Annotated in this window: 20 protein-coding genes; 7 read left to right on the top strand and 13 right to left on the bottom strand. The window is 65.3% G+C overall.

All coding sequences use genetic code 11. The annotated features are described in order from the left end of the window. Positions 1-6 precede the first annotated feature (6 nt). Positions 7-768 (bottom strand): glycosyltransferase family 2 protein, encoded by a 762-nt coding sequence (locus tag AWB79_RS07070; RefSeq protein ID WP_061166689.1) that lies wholly within the window; start codon positions 766-768, stop codon positions 7-9. 386 nt (positions 769-1,154) lie between these two features. Here AWB79_RS07070 and AWB79_RS07065 point away from each other — a divergent pair, with 386 nt between their 5' ends. From AWB79_RS07065 to msbA, 3 genes are all read left to right on the top strand, one after another. Beyond that, the gene (locus AWB79_RS07065) at positions 1,155-2,288 is read left to right on the top strand and encodes a glycosyltransferase family 9 protein (RefSeq protein WP_061166688.1); all 1,134 of its coding nucleotides are present in this window, start codon (positions 1,155-1,157) and stop codon (positions 2,286-2,288) included. After that, on the top strand, positions 2,285-3,604 hold the full coding sequence (locus AWB79_RS07060) for an O-antigen ligase family protein (protein ID WP_061166687.1): 1,320 nt from the start codon (positions 2,285-2,287) through the stop codon (positions 3,602-3,604). Before AWB79_RS07065 ends, AWB79_RS07060 begins: the two co-directional genes overlap by 4 nt. Positions 3,605-3,769: 165 nt before the next feature. Beyond that, positions 3,770-5,488, top strand: a complete 1,719-nt coding sequence (gene msbA / locus AWB79_RS07055; RefSeq protein WP_374728530.1) for a lipid A export permease/ATP-binding protein MsbA — start codon at positions 3,770-3,772, stop codon at positions 5,486-5,488. Positions 5,489-5,759: 271 nt separating this feature from the next. Here the strand turns inward: msbA and rng are convergent, their stop codons facing one another. From rng to upp, 9 genes are all read right to left on the bottom strand, one after another. Continuing rightward, complete coding sequence (gene rng, locus AWB79_RS07050; RefSeq protein ID WP_061166685.1) at positions 5,760-7,229, bottom strand: ribonuclease G; 1,470 nt, start codon at positions 7,227-7,229, stop codon at positions 5,760-5,762. 7 nt (positions 7,230-7,236) lie between these two features. Beyond that, positions 7,237-7,851 carry a Maf family protein gene (locus tag AWB79_RS07045; RefSeq protein ID WP_061167000.1) on the bottom strand — a complete coding sequence of 205 codons (615 nt, stop codon included), beginning with the start codon at positions 7,849-7,851 and terminating at the stop codon, positions 7,237-7,239. A gap of 57 nt (positions 7,852-7,908) precedes the next feature. Beyond that, entirely contained in the window at positions 7,909-8,379 is a 471-nt protein-coding gene (rlmH, locus tag AWB79_RS07040; RefSeq protein ID WP_061166684.1) for a 23S rRNA (pseudouridine(1915)-N(3))-methyltransferase RlmH, read from the bottom strand. A gap of 14 nt (positions 8,380-8,393) precedes the next feature. Next, positions 8,394-8,846, bottom strand: coding sequence for a ribosome silencing factor (rsfS, locus tag AWB79_RS07035; protein ID WP_061166683.1), 453 nt, complete (start codon positions 8,844-8,846; stop codon positions 8,394-8,396). A 12-nt stretch (positions 8,847-8,858) separates the two neighbouring features. After that, the gene (locus AWB79_RS07030; RefSeq protein ID WP_061166682.1) at positions 8,859-9,557 is read right to left on the bottom strand and encodes a nicotinate-nucleotide adenylyltransferase; all 699 of its coding nucleotides are present in this window, start codon (positions 9,555-9,557) and stop codon (positions 8,859-8,861) included. Further along, positions 9,548-10,507, bottom strand: coding sequence for an oxygen-dependent coproporphyrinogen oxidase (gene hemF / locus AWB79_RS07025; RefSeq protein WP_061166681.1), 960 nt, complete (start codon positions 10,505-10,507; stop codon positions 9,548-9,550). The genes AWB79_RS07030 and hemF overlap by 10 nt, the downstream gene beginning before the upstream one ends. A 130-nt stretch (positions 10,508-10,637) precedes the next feature. Continuing rightward, positions 10,638-11,954, bottom strand: a complete 1,317-nt coding sequence (gene purD / locus AWB79_RS07020) for a phosphoribosylamine--glycine ligase (RefSeq protein WP_061166680.1) — start codon at positions 11,952-11,954, stop codon at positions 10,638-10,640. Between the two features lie 312 nt (positions 11,955-12,266). Further along, positions 12,267-12,995: a YebC/PmpR family DNA-binding transcriptional regulator gene (locus AWB79_RS07015; RefSeq protein WP_061166679.1), complete on the bottom strand. Its 729-nt coding sequence runs from the start codon at positions 12,993-12,995 to the stop codon at positions 12,267-12,269. Positions 12,996-13,317: 322 nt separating this feature from the next. Continuing rightward, positions 13,318-13,971: a uracil phosphoribosyltransferase gene (gene upp / locus AWB79_RS07010; RefSeq protein ID WP_061166678.1), complete on the bottom strand. Its 654-nt coding sequence runs from the start codon at positions 13,969-13,971 to the stop codon at positions 13,318-13,320. Positions 13,972-14,240: 269 nt separating this feature from the next. Between upp and AWB79_RS07005 the strand changes: the two genes are divergently transcribed. Genes AWB79_RS07005 through kdpE form a run of 4 tightly spaced genes read left to right on the top strand, consistent with a single transcriptional unit; the run spans position 14,241 to position 17,151 of the window. Then, positions 14,241-15,020, top strand: a complete 780-nt coding sequence (locus AWB79_RS07005; protein ID WP_061166677.1) for an SDR family oxidoreductase — start codon at positions 14,241-14,243, stop codon at positions 15,018-15,020. Between the two features lie 13 nt (positions 15,021-15,033). Beyond that, positions 15,034-15,423: a methylglyoxal synthase gene (locus AWB79_RS07000; protein ID WP_061166999.1), complete on the top strand. Its 390-nt coding sequence runs from the start codon at positions 15,034-15,036 to the stop codon at positions 15,421-15,423. 23 nt (positions 15,424-15,446) lie between these two features. Continuing rightward, positions 15,447-16,421, top strand: a complete 975-nt coding sequence (locus AWB79_RS06995; RefSeq protein WP_061166998.1) for a quinone oxidoreductase family protein — start codon at positions 15,447-15,449, stop codon at positions 16,419-16,421. Between the two features lie 31 nt (positions 16,422-16,452). Then, on the top strand, positions 16,453-17,151 hold the full coding sequence (kdpE, locus tag AWB79_RS06990) for a two-component system response regulator KdpE (RefSeq protein WP_061166676.1): 699 nt from the start codon (positions 16,453-16,455) through the stop codon (positions 17,149-17,151). Here the strand turns inward: kdpE and AWB79_RS06985 are convergent. From AWB79_RS06985 to AWB79_RS06975, 3 genes are all read right to left on the bottom strand, one after another. Continuing rightward, positions 17,127-17,819 carry an SDR family oxidoreductase gene (locus AWB79_RS06985; protein WP_061166675.1) on the bottom strand — a complete coding sequence of 231 codons (693 nt, stop codon included), beginning with the start codon at positions 17,817-17,819 and terminating at the stop codon, positions 17,127-17,129. The two genes, kdpE and AWB79_RS06985, sit on opposite strands and share 25 nt — an antisense overlap. A gap of 103 nt (positions 17,820-17,922) precedes the next feature. Next, positions 17,923-21,246, bottom strand: a complete 3,324-nt coding sequence (locus tag AWB79_RS06980; RefSeq protein WP_061166674.1) for an efflux RND transporter permease subunit — start codon at positions 21,244-21,246, stop codon at positions 17,923-17,925. 3 nt (positions 21,247-21,249) lie between these two features. After that, complete coding sequence (locus AWB79_RS06975; RefSeq protein WP_061166673.1) at positions 21,250-24,369, bottom strand: MdtB/MuxB family multidrug efflux RND transporter permease subunit; 3,120 nt, start codon at positions 24,367-24,369, stop codon at positions 21,250-21,252. Positions 24,370-24,372: the final 3 nt, after the last annotated feature.

The following is a 24,372-nucleotide window of genomic DNA, read 5'->3' as shown; positions in this document are numbered from 1 at the left end:
AACGCTTCAGCGCGGCTCGTTCAGATGCGCGAGCTTCAGGAAGCGGTAATACACCGTCTGCGCGTTAAACACCGCGATCATGAAGCCGGCGCGGCCATCCAGGAAGCCGCGCCGCAATACGTAAGTTCGCACGAAAGCCCACGCGCCGCGTGCGAGCGCGGTGCCGAAGCTGCCGCGCTTGCCCGCCGCATGTCGCTGGCGCGCGCCGGCTGTCGAGTAGGCGTCGAGCTTTCGCAACACCGCTTCGAAATCCTCGTAGGAGTAGTGCATGAGCTTGCCGGAGAGGCGCACGACCGGCTTCGCCGTCGACAGCACGAGCCGCTCGTGCACGAGATCGGGCGAAAAGCGCGCAGTGCCGCGCCTGAAAAGCCGCGGAATCCAGTCCGGATACCAGCCGCTGTGCTGCACCCACACGCCGCAGAAGCTCGACAGCCGGTCGACCGCGTAGACATCCGCCTGCGGGTCGGTGATCGCGGCGCGGATCGAATCGGCGAGTTCGGGCGACACGATCTCGTCGGCGTCGATCGAGAGCACCCAGTCGGTCGCGAGCGCGTCGAGCGCGCGGTTTTTCTGCGGGCCGAAGCCGGGCCAGTCGCGCGCCTCGATCACGCGCGCTCGATGCTTCTCGGCGATGCCCACGGTCGCGTCGGTGCTGCCGCCATCGACCACGACGATTTCGTCGGCGAAAGAGACGGCCTCGAGGCACTGCGCGAGCCGCGCTGCGGCGTTGTGGGTGATGATGGCGATGCCAAGCGTGGGGCGGGGCATGAGGGGTCGATCGGGCTTGCGTGTTGGTATAATCCACGCCTGAAGATACCGGTTCGGCGTGCTCAAGTTGGCTTGAACCACGCGCGGACCCGGGCGTAAAAAGAGGCCGCTGGCCTCTTTTTGTTGTCAGGGCGGGCGCAGCCCGATAGTGTGCACTACGGGCGCGCGAAGCAAAAGATCGATCGCGGCAACATCGGTTTCCATCAAATCCGGCATCAAGGATCGAATTTTCATTTCCCGAGCCGCATCGACACTTATGAGAACAGCGCGGCCAGACGAACTCCACCCGGGCACGGGAGCGCGCGGCGAGACGCCGGCGCGCCGCCATCGATCGACCCTTGACATTGCGCGCGCATGCCGAGCGTGAGTAATCCTGTTCTGAATCTATGAGCCGACTCTCCGGGCGCATACGCATCATTGCCCGAGCGCTACCCAAGCTTGCGTTGAAGGCGTTCCGCCGGCGGCCGTCCGAGGTGTCGAGCGTCCTGATCGCGCATCATCTGCTGCTCGGCGACACGCTGCTGCTCACGCCGCTCCTCGCGAAACTGCGCTTCCGCTATCCGAACGCGCGCATCGCGCTCACTTGTCCGAAGCCCATCGTGCCGCTCTACGCGGGGCGTCCCTATGGCGCCGTCGCGCTGCCCTTCGATCCGCGCGATCACCGGAGCGTCGTGGCCGTGCTGAAATCCGGTCCGTACGATCTGGGCATCGTCGCGGGGGACAATCGTCACGCCTGGCTCGCCATTGCCGCGAAATGCCGCTGGATCGTCGGTCACGGCGGCGATACGCCCGCCTGGAAGAACTTGCCACTCGACGAATCGCATCCGTATCCGCCCGAGCCCGCAGCATGGGCCGACATCGCCGCGACGCTGATCGACGGGCCGCCGCCGCGCCGCTATCGCACCGACGACTGGCCCACGCCCGCGAACACGCTCGCTCCTGCGGACGCGGCGCTGCTCGCGCAGCCTTACGTCGTGCTGCATCCGGGAGCGAGCACCTCGGTCAAGCGCTGGCCGCACGAGCGCTGGCGCGCGCTCGCCGAATGGGTCGAAGCGCGTGGCTACACGCCGGTGTGGAGCGGCGGGCCGGGCGAGGTCGAGCTGATTCGCGCAATCGATCCGCAATCGCGGCACGCGAGCTTCGCGGGCCGCGTGGGGCTCGCCGAGTTGTGGCACCTGTTCGCGCGCGCGCGCGCGGTGGTCTGCCCGGATACGGGCGTCGCGCATCTGGGCCGCATGGTGGGTGTGCCGACGCTGACGCTCTTCGGCCCCGGCAACGCGATGATTCACGGCGCCGGCGAGTTCTGGCGCGATGCGCCGTTCAAGCCGGTTACCATCGTCGACATGCCGTGCCGCGACGAGCCCTTCATTTTTCGGCGCGACGTGTCCTGGGTGCGCCGCTGCGATCGCAACGAGACCACCTGCGTCGCGTGGCGCGGCGATCACGCCGAGTGCATGGGCCGCCTGTCGCTCGATGCAGTGAGTGCGGCGCTCGAAGAGATGTTGGCGAAAGATCTATGACAACAAAATCGCACCTTCGACCGGACGTTTTCCTTTGGATCGGCGCATCGGTCATTCTTTTCGTCGTGACGTTCGCCCACATGACGGCGATCGAGAATATCGCGCTCGGGTTCGTGGGCGTGGGCACGATCGCGCTCGCCGTGAACCGTGGCGCGCCGTCGCCGCGACACTGGCCGCTCGTCGTGCCGGTGCTGCTGTGGGCCGCCTGGACGCTCGCGTCGGTGACGTGGTCGCCGTACCGGGGCGAGAGCATGCATGCGTGGCTCGACGAAGTCTGCTATCCGCTCGTCGCGTTCTTCGGTTTCTGGCTGCTCGGCGCGCGCGCGGCGAACGCGGAGCGCTTCGTACTCGCGCACTGGCTCGGCTGCGTGCTCGTGGCGCTGATCAGCGTCGTCTATTGGGGGCAACTGCAGCCGCCCACCGCCGACACCTTCATGCTGCATTACTACAACCGCGTCGGGCACACGAGCACGGTCGCGCTCTTCGCGATGGCGCTCTTCACCGGCATGCTGCTGCCCGGCAAATGGCGCGTCTTCGGCGTGACGGGCGTGGCGCTCAGCCTGTTCATCGGCATCGCGACGCTGAATCGCTTCTTCGGGCTCGCGGCGCTGGTCACCATCGTGATCGCGTTTTATCCGCTGTATCGGCGGCATATGGTGCTCGCGGTGGTCGTGCTGTCGCTGATCGCCGTGGCGGCGGTCGCCACGCTCGAAGTCAGCTCGCGGGCGCGTTTCGCCAAGGCGCCGCCGCCGATTCCCGCGCATGGCGTGACCATCGAAGGCGATCACATTCCGGTGCCGTCGTTCCTGCAGGGCATCGGCGACACGCTCGCTTCCGACACGCGGCCGCGTCTCTGGGCGTTCTATGGCAAGGCGGGCGAGCCGCATACGTGGATCGGCATCGGCTTCGGCAAGCCGCTGCCGGGCGAGGTGTACAGGAAGGAGATTCCGCCGCGCCTGCTGGCCGCCGAGCCGCAGGCGCTGACGCACGCCCACAATCTGTTCCTGAACACGTGGCTGGAGACGGGCGTGATCGGCGTCGTGCTGGAGGCGGCGCTGCTGATCGCGCTCGTGGTGCGGTTCTGGCGCCTGCGGCGCGAGGTGCCGTGGCTCGCCGCGGGCGGCATCGCGCTCGTCGGCGGCATGATCGCCAAAAATTCCACCGACGATTTCATGTGGCAGACCACCGCGCTCGCGTTCTGGTGCTTCGCGGGGCTGATGCTCGGCCACGGCGAGCGCTTGACGCAACGCATCCCGCCCGCGCGTGCGACGCCCGCGCCGGACCGGCCCTCCGATCCCGCCGTGCGCCGTTTATGAGATGGCGTTCCCCAACGGACTAAAATAGCCGTTTGTTCAGCCTGAAGACCCGTGCGGCGGACCGCACGGCTTCACGCAAACCGCGAACCGAGGCACGATTTGAGCCAGAAGCAGACATTGCGCAAGACTATCGGCGAGGGCGAGGGCAGCTCGCCGGTGGCCGTCATGAAGCGGCTATGGCCGTATATCCGCCCGCTCATGGGCATGGTGATGCTAGGCCTCCTGACGATGGGCATCGTCGCCGCCACCGAGGCCGGCATCCCGATGCTGCTCAAGCCGCTGCTCGACCACGGCTTCGGCTCGAAGAGCAGCGACCACGCGAAATGGCTCGTCCCGGCCGCGGTCATCGGCCTCGCGCTGGTGCGCGGCGGGGCGCAGTACGCGTCGGGATATTTCCTGTCGTACGTGACGAACAAGATCCTGCTGCAGCTGCGGCTTGAAATGTTTCACCGCATGATTCACACGAGCGCGGGCTTTTTCCAGCGCGAGACGGCGAGCACCGTCATCAATGCGATCGTGTTCGAGGTGAATCAGATCCTGAGCGTGCTTCAGGGCGTAGTCGTCACGCTGGTACGCGATTCGCTGACGGTCGTGTTCCTGCTCGGCTATCTCTTCATTCTCAACTGGCGTCTCACGCTGATCGTCGCGGTCATTCTTCCGGCAATCGGCTGGCTCGTCAGCAAGATCAACCGGCGGCTGCGACGCCTGAATCGCGAGCATCAGACGCTCACCAACGAACTGTCTTATATCGTCGAGGAGACGGTCGGCGGCTACAAGGTCGTGAAGGTGCATAACGGCGAGCCATACGAAATGGGCCGCTTTTCCGAGATGAGCCATCGCCTGCGCGGCTACTCGATGCGCATGCAGGTTTCGGGCGGCCTCGCGCAGCCGCTCACGCAGTTTCTCGCGTCGATCGCGCTCGCCATCGTCATCACGATCGCGGTGGTGCAGTCGGCGAATGACCAGACGACGGTCGGCGGCTTCGTCGCGTTCGTCACGTCAATGTTGCTGGTCATTTCCCCGTTGAAGCATCTGATCGACATCAACCAGCCGATGCAGCGCGGCATGACCGCGGCGGAACTGATCTTCGGGCTGATCGACGAGCCCGCGGAGCCCGAAGGCGGCGGGCGGCGTCTGGAGCGCGCGCGCGGCGAGGTCGAATTCCGCGACGTGACGTTCTCCTATGGCTCGGTCGACCGTCCGACGCTCGATCGCGTGTCGTTCAAGGTCGCGCCGGGCGAGATGGTCGCGCTCGCGGGACCGTCGGGCAGCGGCAAGACGACGCTCGTGAATCTGCTGCCGCGCTTTTTCGATCCGCGCGGCGGACAGGTGCTGGTGGATGGCGTGCCGCTCACCGAGTACAACCTGCACGATCTGCGCGGCCAGCTCGCGATGGTGAGTCAGGATGTCGTGCTCTTCAACGACACGATCGCGGCGAACGTCGCATATGGGCAGACACCGGATCGCGCGCGCGTGATGTCGGCGCTGGCTGCGGCGAATCTGGCGGAAGTGGTGGCGTCGTTGCCGGATGGCATCGATACGCTGATCGGCGGCAATGGCACGCGACTGTCGGGCGGACAGCGCCAGCGTCTGGCGATCGCCCGCGCGATCTACAAGGACGCGCCGATCCTGATTCTCGACGAGGCGACTTCAGCGCTGGATTCGGAGTCGGAGCGGCACGTGCAATCGGCGCTCGAGAAGCTTATGGAAGGACGCACGACGCTGGTGATCGCGCATCGGCTGTCGACGATCGAGCGCGCTGACCGCATTCTCGTGATGGAGGCGGGGCGGATCGCGGAGCAGGGCAGTCATGCGGAGTTGCTGCGCAAGGATGGCCTGTATGCGCATTTGCATCGGATTCAGTATCAGCAGCAGGCGGCGTAAGACGCTGACCGGACGAGGAAAGCGATCACGCCGTTTTTGACGTGGTGTCCGATCCCGGACCAGCGACTCCGCATTCTGGAATCTATCGAAGCGAGGTTTGCGGTCGGAGCGTCGTTATGTCCGGTCATCCGCTGCCACCGCAAAACCGTCATCAGCATTCGAGCAGGATGCGATTCGGTGGCGGCTGATCGTAGCAACGCACTGAAACTGAAGTCGGGGACGAGCGCCCTCGATCGCAATGCCGGCGCCCTCATGTGTCGATGCCGATTTCTCACATCAACACGATGTCATACTGCTCCTGCGAGAGATTGCTCTCCACCTGCAACGAGACCGGCTTCCCGATGAAGTCCATCAGCATGGCCAGATGCTGCGATTCTTCTTCCAGAAACAGATCGATGACCTGCTGCGAAGCCACCACGCGAAACTCGCGCGGATTGAACTGACGCGACTCGCGCATGATTTCGCGCAGCACGTCATAGCACACGGTTCGCGACGTCTTGACCTGTCCCTTCCCCTGGCAAACAGGACACGGTTCACATAGCACATGCGCGAGCGACTCGCGCGTGCGCTTGCGCGTCATCTCGACGAGCCCCAGTTGCGAGAACCCGTTCACCGTCACGCGTGTCCGGTCGCGTGAAAGCGCCTTTTTAAGTTCACCGAGAACCTGATCCCGATGCTCGACATTCTCCATGTCGATGAAATCGATGATGATGATTCCGCCCAGATTCCTCAGCCGGAGTTGCCGCGCGATCGTATGCGCTGCTTCGAGATTCGTCTTGAATATGGTGTCGTCGAAATTGCGTGCGCCGACATAGCCGCCGGTATTCACATCGATGGTCGTCATCGCCTCGGTCTGGTCGATCATCAGATAGCCGCCCGACTTCAGATCGACGCGCCGCGACAGCGCCCGCTGAATCTCCGCCTCGATGTTGTACAGATCGAAAAGCGGACGCTCGCCGGTGTAGTGATGCAGCCGGGACGCCACCGCCGGCGTGAACTCCGCGGCAAAGTCCGCGAGCATCTGATACGTCTCGCGCGAATCGACCTGAATGCGCGTGGTCTCGTCGTTGACGAAGTCGCGCAGCACGCGTTGCGCGAGGTTCAGGTCCTGATAGAGCAGGGTGGTCGGCGGCACGCGCTGCGCCTGCGCCACGATCGTCGCCCACGTCTTGCGCAGATACGCGACATCCGCCGCGAGCTCTTCACTGCTGGCGTCTTCGGCAATGGTGCGCACGATATAGCCGCCTTTCTCGTCGGCGGGCAAAACCGCGGTCAGACGCGCGCGCACGGCCTCGCGCTCAGCCTCGCTCTCGATCTTCTGCGAGATGCCGATATGCGGCTCCTGCGGCAGATACACGAGCGTGCGTCCCGCGATGCTCACTTGCGTCGACAAACGCGCGCCCTTCGTGCCGATCGGGTCCTTCACGACCTGCACCATCAGCGCCTGTCCTTCGAAGACGATCTTTTCGATCGGCACATGCGGCGTGCTGGAATGCGGCTCGCCCGCGATGCGCGGATGCCAGATATCGGCCACATGCAGAAACGCGGCGCGCTCGAGGCCGATGTCGATGAACGCCGACTGCATGCCCGGCAGCACGCGCACGACCTTGCCGAGATAGACATTGCCGACGCGCCCGCGCGAGAGCGTGCGCTCGACGTGAAGCTCCTGAACAGCGCCTTGCTGAACCAGTGCGACGCGGCTTTCCTGCGGTGTGACGTTGATCAGGATTTCTTCGTTCATGGCCTGTTTAGAATTCGACGCGCGCCACGCGCAAGAGTGCTGCGGTTTCGAAAAGGGGCAAACCCATGATACCCGAATAGGACCCGTCGATTCGCTCGATGAACTCGGCCGCGCGGCCCTGAATGCCATATGCGCCCGCCTTGCCGAGTGGCTCGCCCGAGGCCGCATAGCGTTGCAGCGCAGCACGATCCGCGGCCGCGAAGCGCACCGTCGAGCGCGACAGCGCGGGTTCGAGCAGCGCGCCATTGGCATCGACGACGGCGAGCGCCGTCAGCACTTCATGCTCGCGGCCGACGAGCCGTTCGAGCATCGCGACGGCGTCCTCTTCGTGCAACGGCTTGCCGAGAATCAGGCCGTCGATGGTCACGGTCGTATCGGCGACGAGAATCGGCGCGGCCTGATGCCCGCCCGCGAGCAGCCGCGCGCGCGCCGCGTGCGCCTTGAGCGCGCATACGCGCACGACGTAGGCATCGGCGGCTTCGCCCGGCAGTTCGGCTTCGAGCGCTTCGGCGTCTTCATCGGGACGTGGGAGCAGGAGTTCGTACTGCACGCCGAGTTGTCTCAGCAACTCCTGACGGCGTGGGCTTTGCGAGGCGAGATAGACGAAGGAATGAGTCTGCATCGTGATGTCGGATTCGAATGAAACGCGCGGCATTCGAAGTCCAACGACCGCAAAGCCTCACGCGCGATGATAAGGATGATTCTGCGTGATGCTCCACGCGCGGTAAAGCTGTTCGGCGAGCAGCACGCGCACCATGCCGTGCGGAAGCGTCAGGCTCGACACGCGCAGCAACAGTTCGGCGCGCGATTTCACATCGGGATGCAGCCCGTCCGCGCCGCCGATCACGAACGCCACATCGCGCCCGTCCTGCTGCCAGCCGGGCAGGGCTTGCGCGAGCTGCATCGTGGTCCAGTCGCGGCCGCGTTCGTCGAGCGCGACGATGCGCGCGTTCTTCGGCAAGGCGGCTTCGATGCGCTGCTTTTCCGCCGCCATCACGCTCTCGGCGTTGCGTCCCGACGAGCGCTGCTCGGGCTTGATCTCCTTCAGCTCGATGCGCAATTCGGGCGGCATGCGCTTCGCGTATTCGTCGAAGCCATTCGTGATCCAGTCGGGCATCTTGTGTCCGACGGCGAGGATGACCAGCTTCATCGATCGAAGCGGTCTCAGTGCTTGCGCGTGGTCTTGCGCGCGGGACGTTTGACGGCCGGTGCGGCGTCTTCTTCGTCCTCGTCCTCATCGGCTGTGACGCGCGCGCCGCCGAACATGTTCGGCGTCTGCAGCTTCACGCGCACGGGCTTGTCGCCCCAGACTTCCTCGAGGTTGTAGTACTGGCGCAGCGCCGGTTGCAGGATGTGCACGACCGCGTCGCCGCAATCGACCAGCACCCATTCGCCGATTTCTTCGCCTTCCGTGCTGATGATGTCGCCGCCGGCTTCCTTCACCTTCTCGCGCACGCTGTTGGCAAGCGCCTTGGTCTGCCGGTTCGACGTGCCGCTCGCCACGACCACGCGGTCGAACAGCGAAGTCAGATGGGTCGTGTTGAATACCTTGATGTCTTGCGCCTTGACGTCTTCCAGACCGTCGATGATCGCGCGTTGCAGCTTCTGAAGTTCCATGGTTACCGTGTCTTACCTTGTCTGGTACAGATGATGTTGAACAATATAGTCCCATACCGTCGATGGGACCTGAGTGCGTGCCTCGGCCGAGCCGCTCTTCGTGCGCGCTGCCTCGCGGATCGCCGTGGCGGATACGTCGAGCAGGAGCGTCTCGTCGATGAACATGTGCCCGTGCGGGCTCGCTCGCAGGATTTCAGGCGTCGCGCGTCGCCGCGCGAACTCGGCCGCGACTTCGGCGGGGAGTTGCGCGATGTCGAAGCCCGCGCGCGTCTCCACGCAGACGTGCGCGTAGTCGAAAAGCCGCATCCACTGATGCCACGAATTGAGCTTGACGAACTGATCCGCGCCCATCAGAAGGGTGATCGAGGCGTCGTCGCCTTCGCGCGCGCGCCAGTGAGCGAGCGTATCGACGGTATAGGTGTCGCCCTGGCGGTCGATCTCGTCGGTGGCGACGGTGATCGTCACGCCGTCGAGCATGAGCGACGCCGCCGCCGCGCGCGTCATCGCCAGCCTGTGTTCTGGCGCGGAAACCCCTTCTTTCTGCCACGGCTGACCGGCGGGCAACAGTACGAGCTCGGTCAGTTGCAGCAGCTCGACGAAGCGCCGCGCGAGCGTGAGATGCCCGTTGTGGATCGGATCGAACGTGCCGCCGAGCAGGCCGACGCGCTTCGGGCACGGCGCGGCCTGATTCACAACCGCGGTCACAGCCATTCGCGCCGCACCAGGAAGTCGGAGTACAGGCGCGCTTCGGGCGTGCCCGGCTCGGGCGCCCAGTCGTAGCGCCAGTTCGCGACGGGCGGCATCGACATGAGGATCGACTCGGTGCGTCCGCCGCTTTGCAGGCCGAAGTGCGTACCGCGATCGAACACGAGGTTGAACTCGACATAGCGGCCGCGCCGGTACACCTGAAACTCGCGTTCGCGCTCGCCATACGGCGTGTCGCAACGGCGCTCGATGATCGGCAGATACGCTTGCAGAAACGCGTCGCCGACGCTCTGCATCATCGCGAACGATTTGTCGAAGCCGGGCTCCGAGAAATCATCGAAGAAAATTCCGCCGATGCCGCGCTGCTCGTTGCGGTGCTTCAAATAGAAATACTCGTCGCACCACGTCTTGAAGCGCGGATACAACTCCGCGCCGAACGGATTCAGCGCGTTGCGGCAGACTTCGTGAAACTGCCGCGCGTCTTCCTCGTAGCCGTAGATCGGCGTGAGATCCATGCCGCCGCCGAACCAGAAGATCGGCGCTTCGCCTTCCTTGATGGCCGTGAGCATGCGCACGTTCATGTGCACGGTCGGGCAGTGCGGATTGCGCGGATGCATCACGAGCGAGACGCCCAGCGCCTCGAAACCGCGCCCGGCGAGTTGCGGGCGAGCCGCGCTCGCGGAGGGCGGCAGCGCGTCGCCCTGCACGTCCGAGAGGCCGATGCCGCCGCGCTCGAAAAAACCGCCGCCTTCCAGGATGCGCGTCACGCCGCCGCCGCGCAGATGCGCGCCAGGCTCCCGGGTCCAGGCGTCGGTGGCGAAGGCGGTGCCGTCGAAGTTGCCGAGCGCATCGGCGATGCGCGTCTGCAAGCCCGTCAGATAGTCGCGCACAGCCGCGATATCGTGGGTTGCGTCCTGTTCCTTGCGTGCTTGCGCGCTGCGGTTCGAATCACTCATCGATTGCTGGATTGCGCCGTGTCGGCGGCCATGGTTGGACGGGGTTAACCCTTCGTCTCGAAACTCTCAAAAGCACGCTGCCGGACACGAGGTCCGGCAGCGCGGGTGCCTGCGGCGACTCGGACCGCGATCAGCCGTGCTTTTCCGCCGATTTATCCGCCGACTTGTCAGCGGACTGCTTGCGGTTCACCGCCCGATAGCCGATGTCCCGCCGATACTGCATGCCGTCGAACGAGATCAGATTGACTGTATCGTAGACCACGGATTGCGCGCCGCGCACGGAATCCGCCAGTCCGACCACGCACAGCACGCGTCCGCCCGAGGTCGTGAGCTTGCCATCGGTAAGCGTGGTCCCCGCATGGAAAGTGACGGAATTCTCGGTTTCCGCCGGGATGCCGGTGATGCGGTCGCCCTTGCGCGGCGTTTCCGGATAATTGTGCGCCGCGAGCACCACGCCCAGCGCCGTGCGACGGTCCCAGTCGAGTTCCACGGCGTCCAGCTTGCCGTCGATCGCCATTTCCACGACCTTCGAGAAATCGCCCTTGAGACGCGCCATGATCGGCTGCGTTTCCGGGTCACCCATGCGGCAGTTGAATTCGAGCGTCTTCGGATTGCCCTCGGCGTCGATCATCAGGCCGGCGTACAGGAAGCCCGTGAAGCGGATGCCTTCGCTTTCCATGCCGCGCACGGTCGGCAGGATGATCTCGCGCATCACGCGCGCGTGCAGTTGCGGCGTGACGATCGGCGCGGGCGAATACGCGCCCATGCCGCCGGTATTCGGGCCGCGATCCGCGTCGAGCAGGCGCTTGTGGTCCTGGCTGGAGGCGAGCGGCAGCACGTGCTTGCCGTCCACCATCACGATGAAGCTCGCTTCCTCGCCCGCGAGGAATTCCTCGATCACGACGCGCGCGCCGGCATCGCCGAGCTTGTTGTCGGCGAGCATCGCGTCGACGGCGCCGTGCGCCTCTTCGAGCGTCGCCGCGACGACCACGCCCTTGCCGGCGGCGAGGCCATCGGCCTTGATGACGATCGGCGCGCCTTTCGCGTCGATATACGCGTGCGCAGCGGCGATATCCGAGAAGGTTTCGTATTCGGCCGTCGGAATGCTGTGGCGCTTCATGAACGCCTTGGCGAAGTCCTTCGAGCTTTCGAGCTGCGCGGCTTCCTTGCTCGGCCCGAAGATTTTCAACCCGCGCGAGCGGAACAGATTGACGATGCCCGCCGCGAGCGGCTGCTCCGGCCCCACGAGCGTGAACGCGACGTGTTCCTTCTCGACGAAATCGGCGAGCTCCGCCGCATCTGTCAAGTCGATGTTGCGCAGGCGCTCGTCCCGCGCGGTGCCGCCGTTGCCCGGCGCCACATAGACGATCTGCACGCGCGGCGACTGCGCGAGCTTCCAGGCCAGCGCGTGTTCGCGGCCGCCGGAACCGACGACGAGTAACTTCATTTGATTCCCCGAAATCCTGACTAAAAGCGGCTTGAAGAAAAGCGGCGGACGCATCGGTCCCGAATTCCCGCACGTGCCACGCTCATTTCACCCACATGCGCGCACGACTGCGTTCATAACGCTGCGAAGGCGGCTCGCGCTGACATCGGCTGCGTCACGCGCCTTCTTTTCGGGCGATGCGGCGCTGCGTCGACTTCGCGTCGATACGCGGCGCTGCTCCGGCACACGGGCCGAAGCGAAAGACGTTCCATGCAGGGCGGGGCGGCTGTCGGCCAATTGCCGAGCCGGCGCCGCGCCCCGGCGCGATCCGAATCAGTCTTCGTCGATCGCGGCGTTTGTATAGACTTCCTGCACGTCGTCGAGATTTTCGAGCGCATCGAGCAGTTTTTGCATCTTCACCGCGTCGTCGCCGCTGAATTCGACTTCGGTCTGCGGTTTCATCGTTACTTCGGCGAGTTCCGCCTTGAAGCCGGCGGCGTCCAGCGCGTCCTTCACCTTCTGGAAATCGTTCGGCGGACAGATCACTTCGATGCTGCCGTCTTCGTTCGTCACGACGTCGTCCGCGCCGGCTTCGAGCGCGGCGTCCATCAGCTTGTCTTCCGGCGTGCCGGGTGCGAACAGGAACTGGCCGACGTGGTCGAACATGAACGACACCGAGCCGTCCGTGCCCATGTTGCCGCCGAACTTCGAGAATGCGTGGCGCACTTCCGCGACGGTGCGGGTGCGGTTGTCCGTCATCGTGTCGACGATGATCGCGGCGCCGCCGATGCCGTAGCCTTCGTAGCGGATTTCCTCGTAGTTCGCGCCATCCACGCCGCCGACACCGCGCTGGATCGCGCGGTTGATGTTGTCCTTCGGCATGTTGGCGTCGTAGGCCTTGTCGACGGCCAGACGCAGGCGCGGATTCGAATCGGCCTCGCCGCCGCCCATGCGCGCCGCGACCTGGATTTCCTTGATGAGGCGCGTCCAGACCTTGCCTTTCTTCGCGTCGGCCGCGGCCTTTTTATGCTTGATGTTGGCCCATTTCGAATGACCCGCCATTACCTTTCTCCATCGCGCGCGGGGCTGTACGCCGTGCGCCTAGTGTGCTGTCGTGCTGAATGTGTCTGTCTCGCCGCGCGATTCCCGGGCGGCGGGCGGGTCGGCCCGAGGATCGTCGATCCGGCCTGACCCGAATAGGAACAGACCGAAATTTTAGCATGGCGGCGCGCGCTCTCAGTGCCGGCGATGTCGGCGGACAAGCGGAAAAACGGTGCAAACCGTGCGAAAAGCGGTCGAATCGTGGCGAAATCCCGCAAAGCCCGCCGCAAACGCAAACCGCCGCGCGAAGGGCGCGGCGGCAGGAGGGATTCAGGGCCGAAAATCAGTTCTTCGTGCCGAACAGGCGGTCGCCCGCGTCCCCCAGTCCCGGGACGATATACGCATGGTCGTTCAGATGCGAATCGAGCGACGCGACGTACAGCTTCACGTCCGGATGCGCGTCCTGGAACACCTTCACGCCTTCGGGCGCCGCCACCAGCGCGACGAAAACGATGTTTTCGGAGAGCACGTTGCGGCGCTTCATCACGTCGACGGCGTGCACGGCCGAGTAGCCGGTCGCGACCATCGGATCGCACAGGATGAAGACGCGCTCCTCTAGATCGGGCGGGAGGCGCACGAGATACTCCACCGGACGGTGATCTTCCGCGCGATAGACGCCGATATGCCCGACGCGCGCCGACGGCACCAGATCCAGCAGCCCGTCCGACATGCCGATGCCCGCGCGCAGCACGGGCACGATCGCGAGTTTCTTGCCGGCGATCACCGGTGCGTCGATCTCGACGAGCGGCGTTTCCACGCGCTTGGTCGTGAGCGGCAGATTGCGGGTGATTTCGTAGCCCATCAGCAGCGTGATTTCCCGCAGCAGCTCGCGGAACGTGCGCGTGGACGTGTCCTTGTCGCGCATGTGGGTGAGCTTGTGCTGGATCAGCGGGTGATCGAGGATGAAGAGATTGGGAAAGCGGCTGTCTTGTTTCATGGGTCTCGCGCGCGCTGCGCGTCCTGCTCGTGTGGTGTTCTGCTTCTGACGCCCGGAAAAGGCGCGGTCCTCTGACCGTGCCCGGACGGACAGTGGCGACAGTTTACCGAAAACCCGCGCACACCCTGGAAGAATCGTGCGGGTCGGTCGCTGCAAGTCCGCGGCGGCCGCCGACGTTACCGCCCCGATTCTTCTAGAATTGCGCGAGAGACCATGCGCCGCATCGCGCATGCCGCATCAACGTAAGAACGATCACGGAGGATGGACGAATGGACATGGGAATCGCGGGGCGCACGGCGCTCGTATGCGCGGCGAGCAAGGGGCTCGGGCGCGGCTGTGCGGAAGCGCTCGCCGCCGAGGGCGTGAATCTGGTGATCACCGCGCGCACGGCGGAAACGCTGGAAGCGACCGCCGCGCACATCCGCGCGACTTACGGCGTAACGGTGACGACGGTCGCGGGCGACATCACGACGCCAGAGGGCCACGCCGCCGCGCTGGCGGCCTGTCCCGCGCCGGACATCCTCGTCAACAACGCGGGCGGCCCGCCGCCGGGCGACTTCCGTACCTTCACGCACGACATGTGGATCAAGGCGCTGGAAGGCAACATGCTTACGCCGATCGAGCTGATCAAGGCGACCATCGACGGGATGATCGAGCGCGGCTTCGGGCGCGTGGTGAACATCACGAGTTCGTCGGTGAAGGCGCCGATCGATGTGCTCGGTCTCTCCAACGGCGCGCGCTCGGGGCTGACGGGTTTCGTCGCGGGCGTCGCGCGCAAGGTCGCCTCCACCGGCGTCACGATCAACAACCTGCTGCCGGGCACCTTCGACACCGACCGCATCGCCGTGACCATGGAAGCGCAGGCGAAGGCGCAGAACATCACGGTCGATGAAATGCGCTCGCGCCGCGCGCAGAGCCTGCCGGCCGGACGTTTCGGCACCTCGGAAGAATTCGGAAAGGCCTGCGCGTTCCTGTGCAGCGTGCACGCGGGCTACATCACCGGGCAGAACCTGCTGATCGACGGCGGCGCTTACCCGGGCACCTACTGAGATGGAGCCTCCGATGACCACACGCGTCGCGTTGATCGCGCATGACATGAAAAAGGACGACATCGTCACGCTCGCGGGCGAGTTCGTCGACACGCTCGCGCAATGTGATCTCGTCGCGACGGGCACGACCGGCGGGCGCATCGCGGCGGCGCACGGGCTGGAGGTCGAGCGCAAATTGTCCGGCCCGCACGGCGGCGACCTGCAGATCGGCGCGGAACTCGCGGAAGGGCGCGTGAATATCGTGATCTTCCTGCGCGACCCGATGACGCCGCAGCCGCACGAGCCCGACATCAATGCGCTCGTGCGCGCATGCGACGTCCACAACGTGCCGTGCGCGACCAACATCGCGACGGCGCGCATGATTCTCGACGACCTGCGCCTGCGCTTTGCGCGGGCGTCGTGAGCACGAACAAGGAGAACGAAACGATGACCAAGGCAATCCGGTTCGAGAAGGCAGGCGGCCCCGAAGTCATGAAGTGGGTCGACGTGGACGTGGGCGCGCCAGGCAAGGGCGAGATCCGCGTGAAGCATCACGCGGTGGGGCTCAATTTCATCGATGTTTATTTCCGCACCGGCCTCTATCCGATGCCGCTGCCCGGCGGCCTCGGCATGGAAGCCGCGGGCGAAGTGACGGCGGTGGGCGAGGGCGTGACGCAGTTCAAGCCGGGCGATCGCGTGGCGTATGCGTCGCGTCCGCCGGGCGCGTATGCGGAGGAGCGCGTGATGTCGGCGGATTACGTCGTCAGGCTGCCGGATGCGATCAGCTACGAGGACGCCGCCTCCATCATGCTGCAAGGCCTGACCGCGCAATATCTGCTGCGCCGGACGTATCGCGTGAAGGCGGGCGACACGGTGCTGATCCACGCGGCGGCGGGCGGCGTCGGCATGCTCGCGTGCCAGTGGGCGAAGGCGCTGGGCGCGACCGTCATCGGCACGGTCGGCTCGGACGAAAAGGCCGCGCTCGCGAAGGCGCATGGCTGCGACCACCCGATCGTCTACACGCGCGAGAATTTCACGCAGCGCGTGCGCGAGATCACCAACGGCGCGGGCGTGCCCGTGGTCTACGATTCCATCGGCAAGGACACGTACATCGCCTCGCTCGACTGCCTCGCGCCGCTCGGGCTGTTCGTGAGCTTCGGCAATTCGTCGGGACCGTTGCCGCCGATCGACTCGTCCGAGTTCGCCGGACGCGGCTCGCTGTACTTCACGCGGCCGACGCTCTTCAGCTACATGGCCAAACGCAGCGATCTCGATGCGATGGCGGCCGAGCTGTTCGAGGTCGTCTCGTCCGGCAAGGTCAAGACCAACGTGCGTCAGCGTTATCCGTTGTCCGATGCGGCCAGGGCGCACGAAGACCTCGAAGCGCGCAAGACCACCGGCTCGACGATCCTGCTGCCTTGAAACGACGACACACGCCAAGGACGGCCGCCCGATGAACGAGCCGTCCGCAACCGTCGTCCTGATCGAGGACGAAAAGCAGATCCGCCGCTTCGTGCGCGTGTCGCTGGAAGCGCAGGGCATGACCGTGCACGAGGCGGAAACGGGACAGCAAGGTCTCGTCGAGGCGGCGACGCGCAAGCCCGATCTCGTGATCGTCGATCTCGGCTTGCCGGATGCCGACGGCATCGACGTGATCCGCGAGCTGCGCGGCTGGACTGGACTGCCGATCATCGTGCTGTCGGCGCGCACGCAGGAAGAGCAGAAGGTCGCCGCGCTCGATGCCGGCGCCGACGATTACCTCACCAAGCCCTTCGGCGTCTCCGAGCTGATGGCGCGGATTCGTGCGCATCTGCGGCGGCGCAATCAGGCGTCGGCGAGCGAGACGCCCGTCGTGAATTTCGGCGATGTCACCGTCGATCTCGCGCTGCGGCGCGTCATGAAGAGCGGCGAAAACGTGCATCTGACGCCGATCGAATACCGGCTGCTGTCGACGCTCGTGCGTCACGCTGGCCGCGTGCTGACGCATCGGCAATTGCTGCTGGAAGTGTGGGGGCCGTCGCACGTCGAGAGTCCGCACTATCTGCGCATCTACATGGCGCATCTGCGCCAGAAGCTCGAACGCGATCCCGCGCAGCCGGAGCATATCGTGACGGAAACAGGCGTGGGTTACCGGCTGGTCGGCGCGGCGTGATGGAACGTGCGCACGGGCTGGATACATAACGCGTCGAACACGGCGTCGATCGGCGTCTCACCGCCGACGAACGCGATCACCCGGTCGTGGATGCCGCGCGTGACGCACTTCACCGCGATGCGCGCGACGTCAGCGCGCGACACTTCGGGCTGGTTCGCGGTGTGCTCATCCGCGAGCGCGATCGCGCCATGCGCGGGTTCATCCGAGAGCGGTCCGGGCCGGAGAATCGCATACGGCACGCCGCGATGCGCGACGTATTCATCGGCTTCGCGCTTCATGCGCGAATAGTGGCGCAGCGCGAAACCGCTGCGCTCCGGATAGAACGCCGACAGCGCGCTCACCACGACGAGCTGCTGCACGCGCCGGCGCTTTGCATAATCGGCGGTGCGCATGACAGCGTCGCGGTCGATGGCGCGTTGTTCGTGGATGCCTTCCGCCTCCGCCGATCCGGCCGCGTAGATCACGTGTGTGATGTCGTCGAAGGCGTGGGAGAAATCGTGATTCAGATCGCCGAGCACGATCTCGGCGCCCATCGCCGCGAATTCGCTCTTGTGCGCGGATTTGCGCAGCAGCGCGCGAAAGGTGATGGCTTCGTCGTGCAGACGTCGCGCGATGAGACATCCCGTGCGCCCATGCGCGCCGATCAGCAGAACTTTCAGCGTTTTCATGCGCGAACGCTCCCTCGCCGTGGGCCCTTACACGACAAAGTAGGCCATTTCCTCGCAGAATGCTGCGGGATGCATTTGCGCCCGCAGCATTTTCGCGTGGCGCTTACTCCGCCGCGTTCGCCGGACGCGAGCGGCCCTGACGGCGCGCGCGCCGCTCTTCCGCGCGAATGCGGAAGCGGTCCATATAGAGATAGACGACGGGCGTGGTGTAGAGCGTGAGCATCTGGCTCACGATCAGGCCGCCCACGATCGCGATGCCGAGCGGCGCGCGCATCTCCGAGCCTTCGCCGGTGCCGAACGCGAGCGGCAGTGCGCCGAGCAGGGCGGCGGCGGTCGTCATCATGATCGGGCGGAAACGCAGCAGACACGCTTCCTCGATCGCATCGCGCGAAGTTTTCGCGCCATGACGCGTCGCCTCGATTGCAAAGTCGACCATCATGATCGCGTTCTTCTTCACGATGCCAATGAGCAGAATGACCGCGATGAACGCGATGATGCTGAACTCCGTCTTGAACAGCAGCAACGCGAGCAGCGCGCCGACGCCGGCCGAAGGCAGCGTCGACAGAATCGTGATCGGGTGGATATAGCTCTCGTACAGAATGCCGAGCACGATATACACCGCCGCGAGCGCCGCGAGCACGAGAATGGGCAGCGAGGTGATCGATTGCTGGAACGCTTGCGCCGTGCCCTGGAAGCTGCCGTGGATGGTCTGCGGCACGCCGATCTCGGCCATGGTCTCGTAAATCGCGGCGGTCGCGTCCGAGAGCGACTTGCCCGGCGGCAGGTTGAAGGAAATCGTCGAGGCGACGAACTGGCTCTGGTGATTCACCGAAAGCGGCGTGTTGCCCGGCCCGAACTTCGCGATGGCCGAGAGCGGCACCATGGTTTCCTTCGTTGTGGACACCGCCGCGCCCGACGACGAGCCGTTCTTGCCCGTCGCCGCGATCGCGTTGGTCGCGGAGTTCTTCACGGCGGCGAGCGCGAGGGCGGCGGTGGCGTCCGATGCGCCCGTCGAGGTCGAGGCGCTCGATGTCGTGCCGCTCGTGGCGGAAGTCGTGGCCGATGTCGTTGTCGATTGCGTCGACGCCGAGCCGCTCGCCGTGCCGCCCGAGGTGCTGATGTAGATCTGCTTGAGCATCTCCGGGTCTTGCCAGTACTTCGGCGCGACCTCCATCACCACGTGATATTGCGAGAGCGGGTTGTAGATGGTCGACACCTGGCGCTGGCCGAACGCGTCGTAAAGCGTGTTGTCGATCTGCGCGGGCTTGATGCCGAGCCGCGCGGCGGTCGCGCGGTCGAAGGTGACCATCGCTTCCAGGCCGCCTTGCTGCTGGTCGGAGTTGACGTCGGCGAGTTCGGGGCGCTTTTGCAGCGCGTCGGTGAGGATCGGCCCCCACTTGTAGAGATCGGAGGTCGTGTCGGACAGCAGCGTGAACTGATATTGCGCGTTCGACTGCCGCCCGCCCACGCGAATGTCCTGGACCGCCTGCAGGAAGGTGCGCGCGCCGGCGACGTCCGCGAGCGGCTTGCGCAGGCGATTGATGACCTGATCGGCCGACACCTTGCGTTCGCTCTTGGGCTTGAGCGAAATGAACATGAAGCCCGAATTGGTCGAGCGCCCGCCCGTGAAGCCCGCGACGCTGTCCACGGCCGGATCGGCTTCGACGATCTTCATCATCTCCGCGAACTTGACCTTCATCGCCTGGAACGAGGTGCTCTGGTCCGCCTGAATGCCGCCGATGATGCGCCCGGTGTCCTGCTGCGGGAAAAAGCCCTTCGGCACGACGATGTAGAGGACGACGTTGAGCACGACCGTCGCGATCAGCGTCATCAGAATGAAACGCGGATGCCGCAGCGACCAGCCGAGCGTGCGCGCATAGCCGCGCTGCATGCGCTGGAACTGGCGTTCGAGCCACTGCGCGATGCGGCCTTCCTCCTTGCGCTCGTGCGGCTCCCGCAGCAGGCGCGAACACATCATCGGCGTGACGGTCAGCGAGACGACCAGCGACACCGCGATCGCGAGCGACAAAGTCAGTGCGAACTCGCGGAACAGCCGTCCGATGATGCCCGCCATCAGCAGGATGGGCAGGAACACCGCGACCAGCGACACGCTCATCGACACCACCGTGAAGCCGACTTCGCGCGCGCCGAGTATCGCGGCCTGCATGCGAGGCATGCCCTTTTCCACATGCCGCGTGATGTTCTCCAGCACGACGATCGCGTCGTCGACAACGAAGCCGGTCGCGATGGTCAGCGCCATCAGCGACAGGTTGTCGAGCGAGAAGCCGAGCAGATACATCGCCGCGAACGTGCCGATGATCGATATCGGCACGGCGACGCTCGGAATGAGCGTCGCGCGCCAGTTGCGCAGGAACAGGAACACGACCATCACGACGAGCGCGACCGCAATGGCGAGCGTCATTTCCGTGTCGTGCAGCGACGCGCGGATGGTGGTCGAGCGGTCGGCCGTGGGCGTGATCTGCACGTCGGCGGGGAGCGCGGCCTGCAGCTGCGGCAGCATCGACTTCACGCGGTCGATCGTCTCGATAATGTTCGCGCCCGGCTGGCGATACAGAATCACCAGCACCGCGCGCTTGTTGTTGATGAGGCCGAGGTTGCGCAGGTCCTCGACCGAATCGACCACTTCGCCGACATCCGAGAGCTTTACCGCCGAGCCGTTGCGGTACGCGACCACGAGGTCCTTGTACTGCGCTGCCTTGCTCGCCTGATCGTTGGTGTAGAGCTGGACGCGGTTGCCCTTGAATTCGATCGCGCCCTTCGGACTGTTCGCGTTCGCGGACGCGAGCGCCGCGCGCACGTCCTCCAGACCGATGCCGTAATGAAACAGCGCGCCCGGCTCCAGCTCGACGCGCACCGCCGGATTCGCCGAGCCGCTCACGTCGACTTCGCCGACGCCCGGCACGGTGGAGAGCGTCTGCTGCAGCACGGTCGCGGCCGAATCGTAAAGCGAGCCCGCCGTGCGCGTGGGCGAGGAGAGCGCGAGCACCAGAATGGGCGCGTCGGCGGGGTTGACCTTGTGGTACGTCGGATTCTGGCGCAGCGCGGTGGGCAGGTCGGCGCGCGCGGCGTTGATAGCGGCCTGCACGTCGCGCGCGGCGCCGTCGATGTCGCGGTTCAGGCCGAATTGCAGCGTGATGCGCGTCGTGCCGACCGCGCTCATCGACGTCATCTCGCTCACGTCGGCGATGGTGCCGAGATGCCGTTCCAGCGGGCTCGCCACGCTCGTCGCGACCGTTTCCGGGCTCGCGCCGGGCAGCGACGCCTGCACGGAGATGGTCGGGAAATCGACTTGCGGCAAGGGCGCGACGGGCAGCCGCACGAACGCGAACATGCCAGCGAGCGCGATGCCGATGGCCAGCAGCGTCGTGGCCACCGGCCGGTCGATGAAGATGCGCGACAGGTTCATGGCTCAGCGTCCCTCACTGGCCGGCGCGGGAGGCGTGTCGCGGTGAAAACGCGCGCGCAGCTTGCGGGCGATCGAATCGAAGCCGAGATAGATGACGGGCGTCGTGAACAGCGTGAGCAATTGCGACACGATCAGGCCGCCGACGATCGCGATGCCCAGTGGATGGCGCAACTCGGAACCCGCGCCCCAGCCGACCATCAGCGGCAGCGCGCCGAGCAAGGCGGCCAGAGTCGTCATCAGAATCGGGCGGAAGCGCAGCAGACAGGCCTGGAAGATCGCTTCGCGCGGCGGCTTGCCTTCGTCGCGTTCGGCTTCGAGTGCGAAGTCGATCATCATGATCGCGTTCTTTTTCACGATGCCGATCAAAAGCACGATGCCGATGATGCCGATGATGTCCAGATCGTGCCCGGTGATCATCAGCGAGAGCAGCGCGCCGACGCCCGCGGAGGGCAGCGTCGAGAGAATCGTGATCGGATGGATGAAGCTCTCGTACAGCACGCCCAGCACGATATACATCGTGACGATGGCCGCGAGGATCAGGAACAGTTCGTTCGACAGCGACGACTGGAACGCGAGCGCCGCGCCCTGATAGCGGATCTGGAACGACGCGGGCAAGCCGATTTCCTGCTTCGCCTGCTCGATCACCTTCACCGCCTCGCCAAGCGATGCACCCTTGGCGAGGTTGAAGGACACCGTCGTCGCGGGGAACTGGCCCAGATGCGTGACGAGCAGCGGCGCCGCGCGCTCGTGGAACTTCGCGATGGCCGAAAGCGGCACCTGACCGTTGCTCGCGGTGGAGGAGGGCAGATAGATGCCATTCAGCGTTTCGCTGTAGTGCGCGTCGGTGGGTTCGGCTTCGAGAATCACGCGGTACTGGTTCGACTGCGTGAAGATCGTCGAGATGATGCGCTGGCCGAACGCGTCATAGAGCGCGTTGTCGACCGTCGCGGGCGTGATGCCGAAGCGCGCCGCCGTCGCCCGGTCGATCTCGATGTACACCGACTGGCCGTTCTGCTGCAGGTCGGTCGCGACGTCCGTCAGCACCGGCGCGTGCTGCAGGCGCTCAACCAGCTTCGGCACCCATTCCGCGAACTCGGACGGATTCGGGTCCGTCAGCATGAACTGATACTGCGTCGGGCTGACCGTGGAGTCGATCGTCAGATCCTGCACCGGCTGCATGTACAGCTTGATGCCGGGAATGTCCGCGACTTCGCTCTGGATCGTGCGGATGATGTCGCTCGACGAGTTGCTGCGGTCGTCGCGCGGTTTCAGGTTGATGAGCATGCGCCCGCTGTTGAGCGTGATGTTGCTGCCATCCACGCCGACGAAGGAAGTCAGGCTCTCCACGTCCGGGTTCGTCAGGATCTTCGCCGCGAGCGCCTGCTGCTGGTCGGCCACGGCCTTGTACGACGCCGCTTGCGGCGCCTGCGTGATCGCCTGGATCACGCCCGTGTCCTGCACCGGGAAGAAGCCTTTCGGAATGTACACGTACAGGACCGCGGTGAGCGCGAGCGTGAGCACGAACACGAACAGCGTCGCATGCTGCCGCGCCAGCACCCAGTTCAGCGCGACCGCGTAACGCCCGATCACGTAATCGATGAACTGGTGCGCGCGCGCCTCGAAGCGCTTGCTTTCCTTCGGCGGCGTGTGGCGCAGGAGCTTCGCGCACATCATCGGCACGAGCGTGAGCGAGACCACCGCCGAAATCACGATGGTCACCGCGAGCGTGATTGCGAATTCGTGGAACAGGCGCCCGACGACATCGCCCATGAAGAGTAGCGGGATCAGCACCGCGATCAGCGAAACCGTCAGCGAGATGATGGTGAAGCCGATCTGCTTCGAGCCCTTGAGCGCAGCTTCGAGCGGCGACTCGCCTTCCTCCACGTAGCGCGCGATGTTCTCGATCATCACGATGGCGTCGTCGACGACGAAGCCGGTCGCGATGGTCAGCGCCATTAGCGAGAGGTTGTCGAGCGAGAAGCCGCACAAATACATGACCGCGAGCGTGCCGACCAGCGAGAGCGGCACGGACAAGCTCGGAATGATGGTCGCGTAGACGTTCGCCAGAAACAGATAGATGACCAGCACGACCAGCACGACGGAAAGCGCGAGTTCGAACTGCACGTCGCGCACGGACGCGCGGATGGTCGTGGTGCGGTCGGTGACGACGCGCACGTCGAGCGCGGCCGGCAGCGACTGCTGCAACTGCGGCAGGATCTTCTTGATGCCGTCCACCACGGCGATGACGTTCGCGCCCGGCTGGCGCTGCACGTTCAGGATGATCGCGGGCGTGGAGTCGACCCATGCGCCGAGCTTCGTGTTCTCCGGACCTTCGACGATGGTCGCGACGTCCGTCAGCATGACCGGACGGCCGTTGCGATAGGCGACCACGGCGCTCTTGTACGCGTTGGCGTCGGTCAACTGGTCGTTAGCGTTGATCGTGTAGGCGCGCGTCGGGCCGTCGAAGTTGCCCTTCGGCGTGTTGACGTTGAGGTTGGAAATCGTGGTGCGCAGGTCGTCGATGTTGAGACCGTACGACGCCAGCGCGCGCGTGTTCGCCTGAATGCGCACGGCGGGGCGGTTGCCGCCGCTCACCGACACGAGACCCACGCCCGCCACCTGGGAAATCTTCTGCGCGAGGCGCGTGTCGGCGAGATCCTGGACCTGCGTGAGCGGCAGCGTCTTCGAGCTGACCGCGAGCGTCATGATGGGCGCGTCGGCGGGATTCACCTTCGCGTAGATAGGCGGCGCGGGCAGGTCGGACGGCAGCAGGTTGCCCGCCGCGTTGATCGCCGCCTGCACTTCCTGCTCGGCGATATCGAGCGGCAGATCGAGCGAGAACTGCAACGTAATCACCGATGCGCCCGCCGAACTCTGCGACGACATCTGGTTCAGGCTCGCCATCTGTCCGAACTGCTTTTCCAGCGGCGCGGTGACGCTGGAGGTCATCACGTCGGGCGACGCGCCGGGATAGAAGGTCTGGACCTGGATCGTCGGATAGTCGACGGCGGGCAGCGCGGAGAGCGGCAGGAAGCGCAGCGCGACCAGGCCGACCAGCATGATCGCCGCCATCAGGAGCGCCGTGCCGACCGGGCGCAGAATAAAAATGCGGGATGGATTCATGCG

Source organism: Caballeronia hypogeia, assembly GCF_001544875.2.
GTDB classification, from domain to species: domain Bacteria; phylum Pseudomonadota; class Gammaproteobacteria; order Burkholderiales; family Burkholderiaceae; genus Caballeronia; species Caballeronia hypogeia.
Note: the sequence above shows the minus strand (reverse complement) of the source record. Positions and strands in the feature narration are given on the sequence as shown.

Excerpts from the sequence above, each read along its gene's own strand:
- AWB79_RS07015 (WP_061166679.1), bottom strand. The coding sequence starts at position 12,995 with ATGGCGGGTCATTCGAAATGGGCCAACATCAAGCATAAAAAGGCCGCG.
- purD (WP_061166680.1), bottom strand. The coding sequence starts at position 11,954 with ATGAAGTTACTCGTCGTCGGTTCCGGCGGCCGCGAACACGCGCTGGCC.
- AWB79_RS07065 (WP_061166688.1), top strand. The coding sequence starts at position 1,155 with ATGAGCCGACTCTCCGGGCGCATACGCATCATTGCCCGAGCGCTACCC.
- rlmH (WP_061166684.1), bottom strand. The coding sequence starts at position 8,379 with ATGAAGCTGGTCATCCTCGCCGTCGGACACAAGATGCCCGACTGGATC.
- AWB79_RS06985 (WP_061166675.1), bottom strand. The coding sequence starts at position 17,819 with ATGAAAACGCTGAAAGTTCTGCTGATCGGCGCGCATGGGCGCACGGGA.
- rng (WP_061166685.1), bottom strand. The coding sequence starts at position 7,229 with ATGAACGAAGAAATCCTGATCAACGTCACACCGCAGGAAAGCCGCGTC.
- rsfS (WP_061166683.1), bottom strand. The coding sequence starts at position 8,846 with ATGGAACTTCAGAAGCTGCAACGCGCGATCATCGACGGTCTGGAAGAC.
- AWB79_RS06995 (WP_061166998.1), top strand. The coding sequence starts at position 15,447 with ATGACCAAGGCAATCCGGTTCGAGAAGGCAGGCGGCCCCGAAGTCATG.
- AWB79_RS07060 (WP_061166687.1), top strand. The coding sequence starts at position 2,285 with ATGACAACAAAATCGCACCTTCGACCGGACGTTTTCCTTTGGATCGGC.
- AWB79_RS06980 (WP_061166674.1), bottom strand. The coding sequence starts at position 21,246 with ATGAACCTGTCGCGCATCTTCATCGACCGGCCGGTGGCCACGACGCTG.
- AWB79_RS07005 (WP_061166677.1), top strand. The coding sequence starts at position 14,241 with ATGGACATGGGAATCGCGGGGCGCACGGCGCTCGTATGCGCGGCGAGC.
- hemF (WP_061166681.1), bottom strand. The coding sequence starts at position 10,507 with ATGAGTGATTCGAACCGCAGCGCGCAAGCACGCAAGGAACAGGACGCA.
- msbA (WP_374728530.1), top strand. The coding sequence starts at position 3,770 with ATGAAGCGGCTATGGCCGTATATCCGCCCGCTCATGGGCATGGTGATG.
- AWB79_RS07030 (WP_061166682.1), bottom strand. The coding sequence starts at position 9,557 with ATGGCTGTGACCGCGGTTGTGAATCAGGCCGCGCCGTGCCCGAAGCGC.
- AWB79_RS06975 (WP_061166673.1), bottom strand. The coding sequence starts at position 24,369 with ATGAATCCATCCCGCATTTTTATTCTGCGCCCGGTCGGCACGGCGCTC.
- kdpE (WP_061166676.1), top strand. The coding sequence starts at position 16,453 with ATGAACGAGCCGTCCGCAACCGTCGTCCTGATCGAGGACGAAAAGCAG.
- AWB79_RS07000 (WP_061166999.1), top strand. The coding sequence starts at position 15,034 with ATGACCACACGCGTCGCGTTGATCGCGCATGACATGAAAAAGGACGAC.
- AWB79_RS07070 (WP_061166689.1), bottom strand. The coding sequence starts at position 768 with ATGCCCCGCCCCACGCTTGGCATCGCCATCATCACCCACAACGCCGCA.
- AWB79_RS07045 (WP_061167000.1), bottom strand. The coding sequence starts at position 7,851 with ATGCAGACTCATTCCTTCGTCTATCTCGCCTCGCAAAGCCCACGCCGT.
- upp (WP_061166678.1), bottom strand. The coding sequence starts at position 13,971 with ATGAAACAAGACAGCCGCTTTCCCAATCTCTTCATCCTCGATCACCCG.